This is a genomic window from Leifsonia virtsii (assembly GCF_030433675.1).
GTDB lineage: Bacteria > Actinomycetota > Actinomycetes > Actinomycetales > Microbacteriaceae > Leifsonia > Leifsonia virtsii.
Genome location: NZ_JAROCB010000002.1, coordinates 932,746 through 949,760 on the forward strand (window position 1 = coordinate 932,746; position 17,015 = coordinate 949,760).

Annotated in this window: 8 protein-coding genes and 1 tRNA gene; 3 read left to right on the forward strand and 6 right to left on the reverse strand. The window is 63.5% G+C overall.

Annotated features, from left to right (window positions below; translation table 11 throughout):
* Nucleotides 1-380 precede the first annotated feature (380 nt).
* The gene (locus P5G59_RS10530; protein ID WP_301218671.1) at nucleotides 381-896 is read left to right on the forward strand and encodes an HNH endonuclease; all 516 of its coding nucleotides are present in this window, start codon (nucleotides 381-383) and stop codon (nucleotides 894-896) included.
* 31 nt (nucleotides 897-927) lie between these two features.
* Nucleotides 928-999 (forward strand) — tRNA-Arg (locus tag P5G59_RS10535).
* Between the two features lie 342 nt (nucleotides 1,000-1,341).
* Here the strand turns inward: P5G59_RS10535 and P5G59_RS10540 are convergent.
* Entirely contained in the window at nucleotides 1,342-2,313 is a 972-nt protein-coding gene (locus P5G59_RS10540) for a nucleotidyl transferase AbiEii/AbiGii toxin family protein (protein WP_301218673.1), read from the reverse strand.
* Entirely contained in the window at nucleotides 2,310-3,104 is a 795-nt protein-coding gene (locus P5G59_RS10545) for a type IV toxin-antitoxin system AbiEi family antitoxin (protein WP_301218675.1), read from the reverse strand. The genes P5G59_RS10540 and P5G59_RS10545 overlap by 4 nt, the downstream gene beginning before the upstream one ends.
* A 409-nt stretch (nucleotides 3,105-3,513) precedes the next feature.
* On the opposite strand from P5G59_RS10545, the gene P5G59_RS10550 reads away from it, so the two are divergent.
* A complete protein-coding gene (locus tag P5G59_RS10550) occupies nucleotides 3,514-9,651 on the forward strand; it encodes an ATP-binding protein (protein ID WP_301218678.1) in 6,138 nt (2,045 codons plus the stop codon).
* A gap of 80 nt (nucleotides 9,652-9,731) precedes the next feature.
* Here P5G59_RS10550 and P5G59_RS10555 read toward each other — a convergent pair whose 3' ends face one another.
* The 4 genes from P5G59_RS10555 to P5G59_RS10570 form a co-directional block, all read right to left on the reverse strand.
* The gene (locus tag P5G59_RS10555) at nucleotides 9,732-10,895 is read right to left on the reverse strand and encodes a site-specific integrase (protein WP_301218680.1); all 1,164 of its coding nucleotides are present in this window, start codon (nucleotides 10,893-10,895) and stop codon (nucleotides 9,732-9,734) included.
* Nucleotides 10,896-11,401: 506 nt separating this feature from the next.
* Nucleotides 11,402-14,134: an AAA family ATPase gene (locus tag P5G59_RS10560; protein ID WP_301218682.1), complete on the reverse strand. Its 2,733-nt coding sequence runs from the start codon at nucleotides 14,132-14,134 to the stop codon at nucleotides 11,402-11,404.
* Between the two features lie 375 nt (nucleotides 14,135-14,509).
* Nucleotides 14,510-14,794, reverse strand: coding sequence for a hypothetical protein (locus tag P5G59_RS10565; protein WP_301218684.1), 285 nt, complete (start codon nucleotides 14,792-14,794; stop codon nucleotides 14,510-14,512).
* A 240-nt stretch (nucleotides 14,795-15,034) separates the two neighbouring features.
* The gene (locus P5G59_RS10570; RefSeq protein ID WP_301218686.1) at nucleotides 15,035-16,543 is read right to left on the reverse strand and encodes a restriction endonuclease; all 1,509 of its coding nucleotides are present in this window, start codon (nucleotides 16,541-16,543) and stop codon (nucleotides 15,035-15,037) included.
* Nucleotides 16,544-17,015 lie beyond the last annotated feature (472 nt).

Sequence of the window (17,015 nt, forward strand, 5' to 3'; positions counted from 1 at the left end):
CGGCGTCGAGCCGGTGAACATTCAGCACCACAGCACCAGAACGGCGCGCCACGAATAGGTGGCGCGCCGTTTCTGGGTTACCCTTGCGTTCTGACGCTGCGTCACCGCAGTTGCTGATCGGAGGATCCGATGGCCGGAACTTGTTCCGCCGGGTCGCTGAGTGCGACCGGGTGGGACGAGCGCGGCCTCCGGCCGGGATCGAGCATCACGCTCTCCCGCTGGGGGGACTTCCTCGCCTGCCGTCACCACGTCGAGGCCTGCCACCGCCACCATGTGGCGTGCCGCCACCATGCCGCCTCCTCCTTGGGCGCTGTCCGCACGGACAGTGCCCTTTTTGTTTCCCCATCCGTCGGTTCCCGCCTTTTCCCGGAAGGTCGCCCATGAAGACTCTGGTTCTCAACGCCAGCTACGAACCCCTCGGCGTCATCTCGACGCGGCGGGCGGTCATGCTCGTGCTGGCCGGCAAAGCGTCCACCGTCGCCGGGAACGGTGCGCAGCTGCACAGCCGCTCCCTGGTGCTGGATGCGCCGAGCGTCGTGCTCCTGAACCAGTTCATCAAGGTCCCGCACCGCCGCATCCCACTCACCCGCAAGTCGGCCCTGGAGCGCTACGGCCACGTCTGCGCCTACTGCGGCAAGTACGGCGACACCCTCGACCACGTCATCCCACGCGCCCGCGGCGGCACGCACACCTGGGACAACGTCGTCATCGCCTGCTTCCGCTGCAACAACGTCAAGTCGGACCGCCTGCTGACCGAGCTCGGCTGGAAGCTCCCCTTCGAGCTGAAGGAACCGCACCTCAACATGGCGTCCCTGATCAGCATGCGCTGGAACGACCCCAACTGGGAGGAGTTCACCGAGCCCTGGCGCCGCCACGAACTGCAGCTGGCCGGGTAGCCGGCGGTCGTTCGCTAGACTTGCGGGGCCAGCCTCTGTAGCTCAATGGAAGAGCAGTTCCGTCCTAAGGAAACGGTTGGGGGTTCGAGTCCCTCCAGGGGCACTTTGTCGCTCCAAGGTAATAGCCGGTCAGGGCTAATTTCCCAAGGGCCTAAGTTACTCTCTTTTTGGATTTGCCCACATTTTGCCCACAGCAACGCCGAAGAATCTCAAGAAGCTCAAGTGTTTTGCGGCGGCGCGGCCGATCGTCACGGACACCGCTAAAGCATTTGCTGCGCCATGGCGAGCTCGTTCGCGGGCGTCTCGCGGGGCCGTCCATCTGTTCACGTCGCGATGTATCCCCTGGGGTCGGTCATCTCGAGGGGCCGTTGTCCGACCGGCTAGCGGGAGCCTCCGCCCACTGATGAGGGCGGCCGGAGAGTCAGGGATAATTCGACATTGATAGTTAGTACAGCCCCGCGCCAGAGAGCCGCTCGCCTGGCAGTTCGCCGAGCAGCCGGAGCGCGAGTGGTCGATCTCTCTCGAGCGCACGCGCGAGGGTCTTCTCGTCGTCGTCGAGGTCGGCCAGGAAGGCGAAGTAGTTCCGCAACGCTTCGCTGAGCTCGCTCGCAGTCGGGACCGGCACAGCCAGCGCTCCGATGTCCTCTTCGTCGAACTCGTCGTGACTGCGATCGCGGAGCCACAGGTCCGGATCGAACGGCGGCCCCTCGTGCCCAGGCTTCCAGAAGGTGTCCCCGGCGTGGACGCCGTTCGCGTCTACCCAGATCTTCAAGACGGCGAGGCGCCGCATGAGCGCGAGGTCCAGCTCGCCGGTCTCGGCCATGTTCGTCATGACCCAGCGAAGGTCATACATGTCGCGGGCGGGAGTGGCGCGGTTGAGGCGGGCTATCTTCTCAGCGATGTTTTCCTCGAGACGCACCACCTGTAATTCGGGTAGGGCGGGTTCTCCGTATTGCTCGTGAATGGTAAGCGGGCGCCAGCCACGGCGGACCGGTGGGAGCCATGGTGGTGGATTCATATCGAGCTTGCTCTTGAGGTCTGTGTCGCCGCCGAAGTCGTGAGCGAAGGTGAGAGACCATTTCCCGCGGTGCTCAGTAGTTCCGTATCGGAACGGACCGACCTCGAGGCCCTCGATTGCGGTGAGCAGCCCAAGGAGGGCGTCGTCGGCTGTGGCGCCGATTTCCGAGGTTGAGAAGTCCAGGTCGAGCGAGAAGCGGCCGGCGTTGCCGGCGTAGAGCTTGCGTAGCGACGTTCCGCCCTTAAAGATAAGGGGCTCGAGGACTCCGATCCCGTGAAGATGACGCAGAAGGAGGTCCTGCGCGACGTCGATGATGGCCGCGTCTCGCCCCTGCGCGCCAGCGCCAACCGGTGTGTGGCGGGCGATGTGTCCGGCCGTCAGTTTGAGCTCGACAGTCACGAGACGCGGAGCCCCTTCGGGTCGAAGGGCAAGATCGTGTCCGCGACCTGCCAGTTAGAGTCGTGGCGACGGAGCTTTCCGCGAGGACCGAACCAGGTCTTGGTAGACGGGCGCACCTGATCATGAATCTGGTGGGCGAGGTCGGGACGCAGCCCTTGAAGAAGGTAGCCGGTACGCATCCAAACCGACGAGGGCCTGTCGGCAAGCTCCGTGCGGAGCGCGCCCAGATCGAGCCCGTTTGTGAGATCGGGAAGCCATTCGAGCGCACTGCTCCAGGAGCGGACCGCGGCGGGCCGTGTGCTCATGTGGACGACGATGCTCTCAGCAGCAAGCACCGGAACCCCACGCAGACGCGCGTAGGCCAGGGAGGGCGCGAACACGCTTCCGGAGAGAGCTGAGGGAAGCTGTCGGGCGAGTTCGGCGGTCGCAGCCGCGACCTCGGGATGTAGGGGCACTCGGTCCGCGGCGCCATGCGCCCATGCGGCAGCTTGGAATGTAAGTGCGACCTGAGCATCGGGGCGGCTCGCGAGAAAGGCTTTAAGAGGGGTCGCCGGGTCGTTACGTGAGTATGGCCCCGCAACGGCGGCGGGTGCGAACTCCCAGACGCCGCGGCGCCCTGTTGGAAGCAGCCAGCCGCGGTCGCGCAGGCGCGAGGCAACCACTTTCGCCGGAGTCTTCAGCCCATGCCGGATGACAAGTTCGGACAGATGGTCGCTGGTGACCATCGGGGTCTGATCGAGTTCGAGGTCTTCGAGGATGCCACTCAAACCAGGAGGAATGGATCGTGTCAAAACGTCCTTCTTGGTATCGTATTTGGTTACTTACCTTTTTATTTTGACACCATTTCCGATCGGTGTCAAAGATGGTGGAAAGTTACAGAATTAGTAACCATTACACATGTACGACACCGCGCCGAACCCTACACCGCAGCCACTCAGAGATGGGAGGAGCATCGCTTGCGCTTTCGAACGTCATGCTTCTCGTAGTCGCCCTCCTTAGATGACCCCGATCGCATGGGTGCTATTCGTCGAAAACACGCCCTGCAGGGCGGCCAAACTGCTGGAGCGGAGCACCGAGCTTGGGTGACCTTCGTTGGTGCTTGCCAGCTAGATCGTGGCGCGGTCGTGCACACCGGTGATCGCGATAGGTTCGGCGTGACGAGTGCGCACTGACGGACTCCGAGCAGAAGGGGCTGAAAAAGTGAAAGCCAGCGGGCTTGCGAAGGCTCACCGTGGGTACCAGTATCAGGACCTGATCGCGGCGCTCGCACTTGTGGACGCCCTACTTCAGCGCACCGTCGACACGATCATCGATCGGAAGCTATTCGCCGGGGATCTCTTCGACGACTTGACGATTACGAGCTCGAGCGGTCGTCAGAGACTTCAACTCAAGCATTCCGCCGGCCCGAACACCGAACTCAATCTGACGACCTTCACAGGGAACTCTCGAGGCATCCGAATCGACCTCGTTATCTCCTCCGTGCTCCAAGACCGTGCGACCTTCCCTCAGGAAGCCGACGCGACGCTATACCGACTCGTGTTCACTGAGGCGCTCTCCAGCTCGGGCGAGCTCGCCGGCCTCCTTCGCCCTGCCACGTTGAGCCACAGCTCTCCGCTTGTGGGACTCTCGAACACCACTCGACGCTTCGATCCGACTCGGCTCTGGCAGATGAAAGCACAGAAAGCAGAGGGCGGGAGTCTCGGGAGCGTCCTGTCTGGTCTCCCGTCTCTCACGGAAGACGACCTCCATTGGGTGTGCGATCACCTACTCGTCGAAACCTCGGCTCTCGAATTCAGCGGTGACTTAACTGCACCTGGACCCGCCGAGGAGCTGCTTTTGGATCGCGTTCGTGATGAGGTCGGCGCCGGCTCATATCCGAATGCAGACCTCACCCCTGTCGATGTAGCTGCGCAGCTGATCATGGCGGCAGTCTCGGCGCGCACGGGCCTCGACGACACGACCGCCGCGACCCTCATTCGGCGGACTAGGCTCCGTACGGACTTCGGCGCTGTAACCGCCGCGACCCCAGTCACGCCCGGACGAGAAGTCGGCCGTCACATGCTCGTCACCGACTTGGTCGGCAAGATAAAATCGCGAAGCTCGTCCGGGGGCGTGCTCGTTATTGTTGGACCGCCCGGCCAGGGAAAGTCCTGGGTCAGTGACCAGGTCGGTGAACGCCTCGAGGCGGAGGGATGGCTCGTCGCTGAGCACTATTGCTTCCTCGGGGAAGCCGACCTCGAGCGCGACGATCGTGTTCTCTTGGATGCCATCTTCGGTAGCCTGATCGCTCGGCTGGCTGACCGTGATGGGAAGTTAATTCTCGAGAATTTTCCGCGGTTCGCCGCCGATCGCAACACTCTCCAACAGTCGCTTCGTACCGCGACTCGCGACGGCAAACGCAAAGTAGCCCTTGTTGTCGACGGCCTTGATCACATTTCCCGTGTGATGCGGACCCACCGGTCGAGCAATCCGTCACTGGTGGTTTGCGAGGCGCTCGCGCAGTTGGAACTGCCCGAGAACGTCGTTCTCGTCGTACTCAGTCAGCCCGGCGAACATCTCGCACCGTTCACGGAGGCGGAGCGGTCGGAACTTCCTGGAATGACGCGCGCTGAGCTCGACGAACTGAGCAACCTTCTCCTGGGGGAGACGACGGAAGGGGAGACGGAGCAAGGGCACTACCTTGACGAACTCGACGCCCGTTCGGGCGGCAATGCGCTGTACGCGACCTACCTGGTATTCGAAGCATCCCGCCGCGACGTAGGCCGGTACCCGACCCGCGCCGACCTGATCTCCGCCCTTCCCCCATTCGATGGAACGTTGAAGAACTACTACGAGTACCTGTATGCGGAAATGGATGCTGAGGGCTGGGTCGTAGCCGAAGAACTCGCTGTCGCTAACTTCGCGATGACGCGAGAAGAGCTCGAGCAGCTGCGAAACCCCTCTCGTGTGGAGAACGCGCTCCGGGTTATGGCGCCGGTGCTCAGAGTGCAGGTCAGCTCGGGCATCAGGTTCTACCACGAGTCGTTCGGTCGGTTCGTCCGAGAGCGTCTTGCCGAGCATCCCGCTGAGGTAAGTGCGCTGCTTGAGACGATCAGCACCTGGCTCATGAAGCGGGGCATCTTCGAGGACTCTCGGGCGTATCGCTGGTTGCTCCCGACGCTAGCCGAGCAGGAGCGACACGATGAGCTGGTCGCGTTGATCGACGACGCCTTTGTCGAAACCTCGATCGCGAACGCCTTTTCGGCCCGAGCTATCAACGCCAATCTTGCACGTGCGTCGGAATCGGCAGCGATCCTCATGGACTGGCCTGGACTTGTTCGCCTGATCCAGATGGCTGCCGCCGTGAATACATACGATTTCGATCGTTTCGAGACGCTCGTCGATTTCTCTGATGTGCAGGCGGCATTCATTGATCCTCAGCACATCGCCGATCGGCTCAGCGACGGCGATCGTCTGGTCGTGAGCGGGAGGCAGGGCTTGCTGCGCTGCGCGGCGCTCGACGCAGCTGGCGCTGTCGCGCCTTGGACAGATTGCTTGTCGGCCTTCGAACGCGACGACCACAACGTCCGCCGCGGTGGTGCGGATGACCAGCAGGTTGGCCTGGCTTTGCTCCGAGGACGTCTCCGACTTGCAACGCCGGATCATTCCGTTGACGGGCTCAAGTGGAAAGCCATCGCAAAGTTCGTCGACAGTATCGGGGCGCCTGTATCGGGAGTGGTCGACGTGATCAGCGATGTCGTCGGGCTCGAACAGATCCCGGCCCTCGCAAAGCACTCGAAGGATGGCACGCGTCTGCTCATCGAGCTCGCACAGCGACTCCCTGAGTATCGCGAGATGGCTTTGGAGCGACTTCGCACCACGCCCCAAGAGAGTACCGGGTTGGCCAACATTGCGCTGGCCTTCGGCTTGAATCCAACGGAGATGTGGCCAGAGATCTCTAAGCTCCGGGATCACCTCCTTATGCTCACGAGGACAGTCATTGGCGGTACATCAGCTTCGCAACTCGACCATCTGGACCGTTGGTTGGACTCCTGCGCGTACGCCGCACGACTCGATCCTGTAGGACTCGCAACCGCCGAGGCGCTCGTGGGCGGCGATGGTTGGTACCGATGCTGGCTTGAGTTCGCCATCGCCCTAGTCAGAGCCGAGTGCGAGGAACCCACCTTGCGTGGCGGCCTTGCGTTGGACGCGATTCGGATCCTCGAAAACGAGACAAATCCGTTCAAGGGAAAACCGCGGGCCACCGACCTTTATTCAGCACATGAGACGATCGCTGCAACGATAACTCGAGCGCTCCACCTCGTCGACGCAGACCAGTTGGCTGACGCGCTCGACATCCTCGGTCGTGTGAGCAACTTCACCACCACGATTGGAATGGGATTCCAGGGCGGCCCGCTACTCCCTGAAGTTCTTGCGAGCATCGCTGAGAACGTCTCGCCCGAGAATGGGCGCAGTATTCTGCGATCCCACCTTTTGAAGGCGGTCGCCGACGTCGGTGCGGACGTCATGTATCCCGAAGTAGCCGTCTACCACCTCCGTCTGGCACGCCTTGAGTTGCGAGACGGCGCGAAGGACGCGGCGGCAGAGCACTGGAATCGAGCGTTGTCTCTCTTGACCGCGTATGGATCGCACAAAGATCCGACAGTCTACGAGCTGACCGAACCGCTCGAGGGCTTGATCGAGATAGACCTATCGGCGGTGCGGGAATTCATCCAGCGACTTCAGCCCATTACTCTCGCTGTCGAGCATCACACCGACGGCCGTGGCACCAGCCGGACGCATGCGGACTGGTGGAAGGAAGTGGCGCGCGCCGACCCCACATGGCTAATCGACCTGGCGCTGCCTGAACTCGCTGACCACGTCAACTCATCACACTGGGCTCTACATCGCGCGGTGGAGGAAGTATGGACATTCCACCACGGCAAGGCTGACCCGCGAATCTCAGCGGCCGTTCGAGTCGCGGTTGAGACACCACTCATCGACGCGGACCCGGCCGACCTCTCGAGGTACCTCGAAAGCAAGCTTTTTGACGAGCCTGGTGGTCCGGATCTCCTCAGGGCGATTCTGGCGCGATTCGACGAGCGCGCCACAACGTCGGTCTACACCAACGGCCAGCAGATCCTCGACGCGAGCGAGAGACTGGTTGGTCGAGCTAACGACGCTGTCGCTGGGACCCCGCTCCCTCGGGTATCTAAGGTCCGGCCACAACTTCCCGCGAAGAACAAGGACGACCGATGGGGTATGGAGTCTCGGTATCAGAGCGAGGCAATGATTGTTGACTGGTCGCGCTCGCAGCCTTCTGCTCCCGGCCTGCCGGGCGTGTACGAGATCATTCAGACCATCCGACATCGCCGCCGCGACTCCGATGGCAGCGGGCTCGGACCGGACGGATTTGAAAACGCGCTCGGGTTCAGGCTTCTGGAGCTCGATGAGACAGGGCGCGGGGGTGATGCCGAACAAGCCGTATTCGAGTTGGCCGACGCTCTACCGTTTGGCGAGAGTCCGGTGCTACTGACGTACCTCTGCGAGGGGTTTCAGAGATATGGTCGAGCCAGGCTCGCCGCCACGACAGGCGTCCTCGTCTGGACCCGCACGCGGCAGCGGGGCGGGTGGGGAGCGTTCGGAGCCGAAGCGAACCTGGAGTACCTCGCAGGCGCGTTCGCGGTGGATGCAACCGTCGCCAGTGAGGTTCTCGGTCGGGAAGCGGCGCGCACCGCGATCACATCAGATTCGTCGGGGATTTCGCAGGCCCTTATCCAGGCAGCGAAAGCCGGCGCACTCCCATGGTCCGATGGGCCGCGGGACGCTGCCATCCAGTGTTGGTCAGCGGCATGCGACGTAATCGATCGGCGGACGCCGCGGTTCCCGCCATCCGATGTCCCTGAGTTCCCATACGTGCCCAGCGTCGACGTCGAGATTTCTCAAGCTGAACTAGATCGCTGTGTCGCGGCTGTCGCACTCGCACGAGTGTGCGCATCGAGTCGGGAAGGTAAACGCCGAGCACTAATCGCCCTCGGCGATCTGCTTGAGTTCCGGCCAGAATCGATTGTCCGCGATCTGGACCAGATCGTCGGACGGCTGAGCGACCCCATCACGCAACATGCCGTGCTGTCGGCTGCGCTCGCGATAAGCGGGGTCCCCGACAAGCTGCAACGTGGTCTTGCGGAGACTGCTGGGTCTGAGCTCTTGGACATCCGGAGCGTCGCTCGCGGGCACCTCGAAGTTCTTCCCGAACTCCCGGCGAGTAGCCCTCCGCCGGAGCTGCTCGCAGCGCTCCGCGACGCCGATTCTTATCCGACACCGAGCCGGGAGGCGCAGGAACTCGTAGGACAGTTCCTCGCTCACCGCATCGCAGAAACTGAATGGCTCATGCCTGAGTTGGCGGACGCCATCCTGGCTCGGTTGTCCGACAAAAACATCTCTGCGGCCATAAAGAAGCGGGTCACGTCTCAGCTCGAGGCTTCGGCGAGTCGTTCTCGCTTGCGATGGCCGGATGCCATCCTGTCCCATGAGGAAGAGGCCGAGCGCCAATTCCAGTCTCTGGCGGGATCGGCGCGGATGGCGCGCATCGTGGTAGGAGACCCCATCCCGGACCCCGCCAATTGGGAGAGACTGGTCGGGATGAGCCTGGAACCCGACGCTCAAACTGCTTTGGCCATCGAGGCCGTTCGCATCCCGCGACCTGATATCCAAGCCGCTCCCGATCCCTCCGACCCCGGCTGGGGTGACGACGTCTACGGGGAACGTAATACGATCCGATCAAATGGTGATCTCGCGGATCTCAAGATTGACGGATGGATCTGTCTCGGACTGATCGAGCGACGAGAGTACGAAAGTGTGCGCCCTGACAAGGGCAGCCGAACGAGTTTGACGATTGCCGGCGTCCACGCCGGGGAGCCCGACTTCGGCAACATTCCTCTCGCGGCAGGAAGCATTCGATGGTGGCAAGACTCTGGGCGAGGGGGCCTTCTCTCTCCCGAACCGTTCCCGCTGGTAGCGATGACGGAGGACGGTCCGGGCCCGAATGGGCTCGGCGCACCTCGCTTCATACTCGCCCCGACCCCCGCCCTGCGCGGCGCGCTCGACCTTCGGGCGGCCGACCCCGAATTCGCGATGGCAGACGGGTCGGGTGAAGTCGCCGCTCGGCTGGTCGTGTGGCGCGCCGAGTACGAGGTCAGCGACTACGAACTCACGTACCCTCGCATTCAAGGCCAAGCTCTCCTAGTCCGACCCGATCGAATGGCGAAGCTCGCAGAGTCGATGCCGTTCGATCTGACTTCTGTGATGATCCGAACGCTTTTTGCTCAGAACGATGCCGATATCGAGCCCGACGAATGACCCAGCCCACATCTTGGATCTCGGCGTGCAGTGCGCACCAACTGTCGGCGGGGCCGGGGTCGCACAGATGAATGGCAGGTTCAGTTACTCCACGACGTTCCGCCGCTCTCCGACAGCACTCGCTCGTTGAGCCGATCTGCGACGGACCCGAGATCGTCTTCGAAGAGGTCCGCATATGTGTCCAACGTCATTGCAGCTGACTTGTGTCCGAGCATTCGCTGGAGGGCTTTGACGTTGGCGCCGGCACTCACGGCCAGGCTGGCGGCACTGTGTTTGAGGTCGTGCGGGGTCATGTGCTCGAGCCCAGCATCGCGGAGCGCACTGAGCCACCAGGATTGCCGGTTCCAGGCAGTGTCGGGCCGGGCGAGGTAGCCGCCAGCGCGCGCCGGGAACACGAGATCGCCGCCCTTCTTCCCATCGATGAGCGCTTCTAGGCGGGGCGCGAGGAAGGAAGGGAACGGTACAGAGCGAGCTTCCCAGCTCTTCGGTGGCCCGACGTGGATGAGCCCGTCTACTTCTGTCGCGGTCTGGTGGATGGCCAGACGGCAACGGTCGAGGTCGATGTCGTTCACGGTGAGGGCGACGGCTTCGCCCCACCGGATGCCGGTGTAGGCCAGCGTCAACACGAGGACGCTTCGCTTGTCATCGGGCACCGCTCGAGCGAAGCGGAAGACCTCCTCGTTGGTGAGATACCGGCGACGCTTCTTGGTTCCCTTGCGTGGAAGGTTGCTCGCGCCCCGAGCCGGGTTCGCTGCAATCCTGCCATCACGTACCGCAACATCGAGAATCCCGGCGAGGATCCCCACCGCGCGCAGGACGACGCCGGCCGATCTGGGCTTGCCGCCGTTGCCCACGCGGACCCGCACAGTGACCGCTTTGCCCTGGCTCAGTTCTCGGATCCATTTCTCGACCGCGGAGGGGCGAATCGCGCCGATCGGCGTCGCCGCCCAGCGCGGCTCGACGTAGACGCGCCAGGCGATGCGGATGGGGGAGAAGCTAGAGGGTTTTAGGGCTTGCTCCTTGTTGGCGAGCCATTCCTCGGCGAGCTCACCGACGGTGATCCTGGATTGAGATGCCTCGAAGTAGGTCCCCTTCATCATCGCTACTTCGACCGTCGCGTTATAGAGCTCGGCTTCGCGTTTGGTGCGGAACCCGCGCTTCTCGCGTTGCTGGTGTTCGGGGTCGCGCCAGCGCACGCGATAGCGCCGGCCTTTGGCCGACTCGTAAGCGTCGATGCTTCCCACTCGCAGAACCTAACTCTCGCCACCGACGACGCCGCGCGGCGCTATCCAGGAACTCCAGGTTCGACGGCTATCTGAGGATGGGTGCACTCTGGACCTGTGCAAGCGCCACCAGAACCAAGACCGCGGGGAGCATCGGACGACGAAGCGGTCGAGCTTTGCGCCGAGTGGATGCGATACCTCGGTGAGATAGACGCCGTCGTGGCCAGAGGTGAATCGCACCGGGTCTGCGATCTGTATGGTTCTCGTTACCTCGGGTGGGTAGAGAACGGGCGGGGGAACATTGGCTCGGAACTCGTTGAGCGTGCGGCGTCGCTCGTCACGTCCGACGGACGTCGGGGACTGATCTTTGTTCGTCGCGGCGTTCGTCCCGGAGCGATTGATCGCGCCGATCAGCTGGGTATCGCGATATTCGGGTTCGATCCGCGGGGCGGGACATTGGACGGCGTCAATTTCCTGGGCCGCCAACTGTGGGCGACGGGGCTCGCCCGGTAGAGCCCTCAGCTTGATCATTCGATGCCAACCGAAGCGGCGTGCCGCACAGGAGCCTCGACGATCGGTCCAGCGGATGACTGGGCAGCGCGCCGCAGTTCCGATCTGGCGGCCGCTTGAGACTTCTCCATCGTTTCTTCTATCGTTCGGCGTTGCATCAGTTCGACCAGTTCTGCTCTCGCAGCGTCTTCAGTCGGGGCAACGAGCACGACGGAGTTCTGCTCCTTGCCGCGAGTAAGACCGACATAGAGGCCCGCGGCGTCAACTCCCGGACCAACGAGGGAGCGGTCGGTCGTCTCGCCTTGAACCCCGTAGACCGTTGTGGCGTAGGCGAGGTGGATGTGCGACTCGGCGTAGTCGAGGCTGACCTTCCTAAGGTCGGTCGTATCGGTGCTGGCGGCAAGGATGACGCTGTCGTTGCTGATGGTCTTTACGATCCAGTTCTGGCGGTTCTGCACGTCGGCGACTGAGTCATTCCGACGCGATTGAACTACGTCGCCGACAAAGATTGTCTGTCCACCCTGTCCGGAAACCGAGCGGCCCACGGAGATCGAGCCAGAAGCGATCCGGCGGGCCTGGATCGCTTCGCTAATCTCCTGCGCTTCAGCGTGAGTCGCCGTGACCAGGGATATCGTCTCTCGATCGCGTGCGGCGTCGAACCATCCTTCGACCATCGCCGCGCGCGCGGCGAGGTCGCTATCTGCCATCACAGCGCGCTCGGTACGAATGATGTCGGTGGCCACGCCCCACATGGCTGCCTGGTCTACGGGATCCCGTAGTCGAAGCATGAGTTCCGCCCACTCGGGATCTTTGAATCGATGCGTAGTCGTGAGCTCAACACGCTGAGGTGACCGGCGCCAGAAGAGCGCCATGGCGCCCGAGTGCCCGACCGGGAGCGCTTGTTGCTCGTCGCCGACGAGAGCGACTCCCGCGCCAGAGGCATGGGCGATATCGAGGAGGGCTGACGCGGCGTCGAGGTCCAGCATGCCAGCCTCGTCTACGACGATGCGGTCACCAGGATCGATGCGGATCCGTGGGCCGTTGTAGATTGCGCCCGTCACCAGATCCCTCTCGCCGATCGAGAGGCGCTTCCACACGGTCGCCCCGGACGCGTCAGCTGCCCAGCGCCATCCAAAATCGTGAAGGAGCTGGTGGAGGGACGACGACGAGCTCATCGTTTCGCGTCCGGCGACAGCGGAAGCCTTTCTGGTTGGTGCAACGATGATCATCTTGCGGCCGCGTCGCCGCAAAGCGGCGCCCGCGACCTTGAGCATGGTGGTCTTTCCCGTGCCGGCCGGGCCGGAGACGACGACGCTGCTTGACGTGCCACCTATGGCCGCAGCACCATCAAGCTGCCCGTCGTCCAGAACTCGGTCAGGCTCGATTGCGCGACCAATCGCGACGACCTCGTCCGTATCCAGGATCTGTCCGGGCGCGGAGAACGCGTCGACCTTCTGGGCCAGTGTGGCCTTTAGCGTTGCGGTGGAGACCGCCATGAGGTGCTTGACGTGCTTTGGCGCGTCCGTTTCGGAGATCAGCGTCACGGTGCGGGATCGCGCTACGACTTCCTCAGCGAGCTTCGCGAGCGCATCGCGGTCGGCGACAACGCCGGTCCCGGCGATAGCTCGGAGCGCACCGGCCCGCACATCCATCCAGCTGAATCGACCGCCGCTGCCGGTCGAGCGAGCGTCCGCGTCAACAACGGCCTTGGCTGCCAGCAACTTGATGTCAAGGTGGTCAATGGCGACGGGTGGCACTGAAATTGGCGAACCATGCGTACCGAGCGCGGGGTCGGCGGCGAGGAGTTCTTCCCGGACGAGTTCGGCCCATCCGTCTTCGTCCAGGTCGCCGGGCTTGTTGGGTCGGCCGACCGCCCACGCCCAGTGGTCGATCTGACTGAGCACATCGTGGGACGGCTCCTGCCCGGGGTGCTGCTGCTTCCACCAGGCGGAGCGGACGCTCTTGTTGGCTTCGATCTGCGCTGACCGCTTGGACAGCGGCCGCACTAGGTGCTGCAGCTGGGTGATCTCCCCGTCTTCGTTGAGTGTGAAGCCCTTCGCGGCAAGCGCGGTGATCCAGGTGGGGTCGGTGCGGGAGGCGAGGTCGCCTTCTGCGTTGATCACGTTCTGGAACCTGAGCGCGACCCGGGTGTCGATGTTGGACCACTTGCCGTCCACGCCTTGGACCTTCACATTCAGCCAGAGGTGGCGGTGCTTGTGGGGATCTAGGGACCGGGAGCGTTCGTGTCGGAGTTCGACGACTTCGATCCGCGCCAGGTTCTCGCGGATGGCTCCGCCTTTGCCGCGGCGGGCGTTGAGCTCGCACTGCCACAGCTTGATGATTCGATCGCGGAGTCGGTCTTGGAGATCTTCGTAGGCGGCGGCGAGGTCAGTGTCGATCATGGCGGCGATGGAGAACGACTTCGGGGCGTTGATCGTCGCATCCAGAATCAGATCCGCCACGGGCGACTCGAGGTCCCGGCCGCGGCGCTCACCGATGAGGGGGTCGAGCCCGTCGACCCAGGCTTTTAGCTGGTCGCGGGTGAGGAGGTCGTCGCGGATGGCACCGTTCTCGACGATGTACCGGGTCATGACCGCGTCGGCGTAGCCGGCGGCGGCGATGATGCCGTCCGCGGTTTTGGCGGTGAGGGTGGCGTCACAGACGCCGCTGAAAGCGTAGTTGACCGCTTGCTTGACCCCGTGAGACTGCTGTCCCCGCTTCCATCTGGCTACTCCGCCTCGCACCTGCACTCACCTCCTTCGTCTCCCGAACCTGGACAGCCTTGTCCTGGTCAGAAAAGGGGTCCTCTACTTAGTACTTCCGGTTCGCCGGTTGTTTTTGCACGCTTTGAGCGCGCACCGGCGCCTATCTGGCAAATCACGGCTTCGCCGTGCCCCATCGCACCGCCAGGCTCCTGCATGCCACCGACACCGTCGGCGACGTGCGCCGCGTTGTCGTGGGTCGGATCGAATGCCCTCATACCTACACGTTGTGTTTCCCAGCCGGTTTTGACGCGCAAACGTGAAATTTGCAGGAATGTTTTCGTGCTTGGAGACACTCGCGGCTCCTGTCGCCGGCCACGGAGTACTCCTGCGAGACGGCCGAGATCCGCTCGCTGCTCTACGTCATTGGTGCGTTTCCTGAAGCCGGGGCGCGTGCAACTCAAGCCGGCTCAGGTTGATGAAGGGCACGCATGCCGTCTCCGCGGTGAGTGCGGCGAGCCAGCCGATCGGGGTGTGGGGGTCGGCGGCGATTGCCCACCCATCCTTCACGTAGCTGCTGACGGTCTCCACGCACTCCTGCTTTTCGCTCGCGTCCAGGTTCGAGGGACCTTCCACGCCGATGAGTCCGCCGTGCAGTTCTGGGCCCATGTTGCTGGCGTCGATGATGAATACCCGCATCTCGCTCACTCCCAATGTCGATCATGTTTGAGTGCCTTTTCGGCGAGTGATCGAGAGCGAGTGGAAGGTGCGCAGTGCCGGGTCCGTGGAGTATCGGGGGAGCGTAGCGGAGGAGGCTACGCCGCGAAAGCCCGGCACGGAGCACCGGGAGCGAGCTACGATCGGGCGGCGGAAAGGCCCTCAAGCCTCAATCGGCCGCGCCGTAATGCTGGCGCACCTAGTCCGAATCGGACGCTGCTCAATTTGGCGCTACGGTCGACCCGACGGGGCCAGGTGAGCGAAAGGCGTTATGCCAGCCGCACCGGACGGTGGCCATTGCTCCATCGCTGGGGCGCCGGCGTCGACGAGGACTCTCCCGAGATCGTTCAAGCCGCGCAGCAAGGCCGCTGCGACGTCGTAGTGGATGACCGCGACCGGTGCAGCCAAGCAGAACGACTCGGCGTCGCGGGTTAGACCGCCGCTGGTCATCAGCAGCGCCCGGCGTCCTTGCGCGACCGCGACTCCGAAGATCTCGCGGCACGCGATGACATCGACGGTGCCGGCGTAGTTCTTGACGCTGACGGACAGCCTGTGCGCGTCCGAGTAGATGTCCTGGCCTCCGTCGGCCGACTGTCGGGTGACGACAGCGTCGTGTATGCCGAGCGCGAGGAGCGCTTGCTGGCACCATAGCTCTGCGCCGCGGGCTGAGACCCCGAACTCCTGAGCCGGGGGCATGGGAGGGCGCGGCGCTGCGCTGAGCGTCTCCTGCCGCGCCGCAAGTTCAGCCTCGGCGGCCTCGATCCGCCGTCGCTGTTCGTCGGCGACCGCTGCGAGCCGCGCGTTGAGAGCGGAGGCCCACGGCTCGAGGAGCTGCAGCGCGGTACGCAGAGCGGTGTCGGTGTGCTCCTTGCGCAATGCGATGCGTCGCTCCGCCTCCGCCTCGGCCTTGCGGGGGTCGGACGGGAGCGCGCCCCCGGCGGGAAAGTCACGCAAGTAGTGGTAACGGGCGTCGCGGAGCGCCGCCTCGGCAGCCCTCTCGGCCACCTCTCCTGGGTCGAGGTCGCGCCAGCTTTCGGAGACGACGTTGAACTCCCGCCAGCCCTCGGCCCGGTCTACGACGACTGTCTTGACGATCGCCAGAGCCTGAGTCAACGCCTTCGGCCGCTCCTCGTACCGAGAGGCGCCGAGCAGCGGACCGATCAGCCGCCCGACTTCGCCGGCGAGCAGCTCGCCCTCTACCCTGCTCAGGACGAGGTTCGGCTCCGCGGACAACCGCTCAGTGAGCGCGACCGCCTCGGCGCTGATCTCCCGCCGCGCGCGGGCGCGGGCCTCCACTGCCTGCTGGAGGATCCCGGAGTTCAAATCCGCGTGTTTGTAGTACTCCAAGTAGCGTGCCGCTGCCTCCCGTGTAATCACCGGCTCCTCGCCGAGCCGCGCGACGACCGCCCGGTACTCTTCGCGAAGTGTTCCCTCGGCGGAGCGCTCCGCCAACTCGATTGCGAAAGCGCGGGCGTTGGCCTCCGCCGTCGCCTCGTCGGTCACGGCGGCCGCGTGCGCCGCCGCCTCGAACTCGGCCATGAGCGCTTTCGCCGGCTCTCTGGGGACGCCAAGATCGCGCCGCGTCTCCAGAGTCTTCATTGCGGAGGAGTACTCGTAGGTTGTCGTCAGGTACACAACCATCGTCAACGCGAGGTCGGGCCGCGGCTCGCCGCGAACCCAGATCGCTCCTGTCCGTTCCCCCGCCTCACGATAAATCTCGACAAAATCCTCATAATGCACCCGTCAAGTCTTTCAGTGGGCGGCCGTCCGCTCATCACCGCGTTGTGGGGGTAGTAACTGAGCTCACCGTTTAAAAGGCTCACGGCCGACACCACTTTCCAGATCACCTCTCCTTGGTGCGGGTGCCAGCGCGATCAGCAGTCGGCGGCCAGGTAGCGGCTCATGGCGAGGATCAGCAGGCTGGACAGGGTTCATCCCTTAGGGGATGGAGAGAAGGGTCCCCACCTAGACAGCCCGTGGTGTCACCGATCTATCGAGGCAGAGGGATTGGATCTCCTGAGACATGAGTATCCGTTCCACTTAAGTGCCTACGTGCATTGACTCTTCGTTCATTGACTCTTCGTTCATTGACTCTTCGTTCTATCTCTTGATTCGCTCTTTGTTCCTATCTCTTGGCCTACGTCTCTTCCATCGCTCACCCTTGGCATCTTGTCTCTGTAGTCCTCCGTCATTGGTCTCTTCCTGTTCTGGT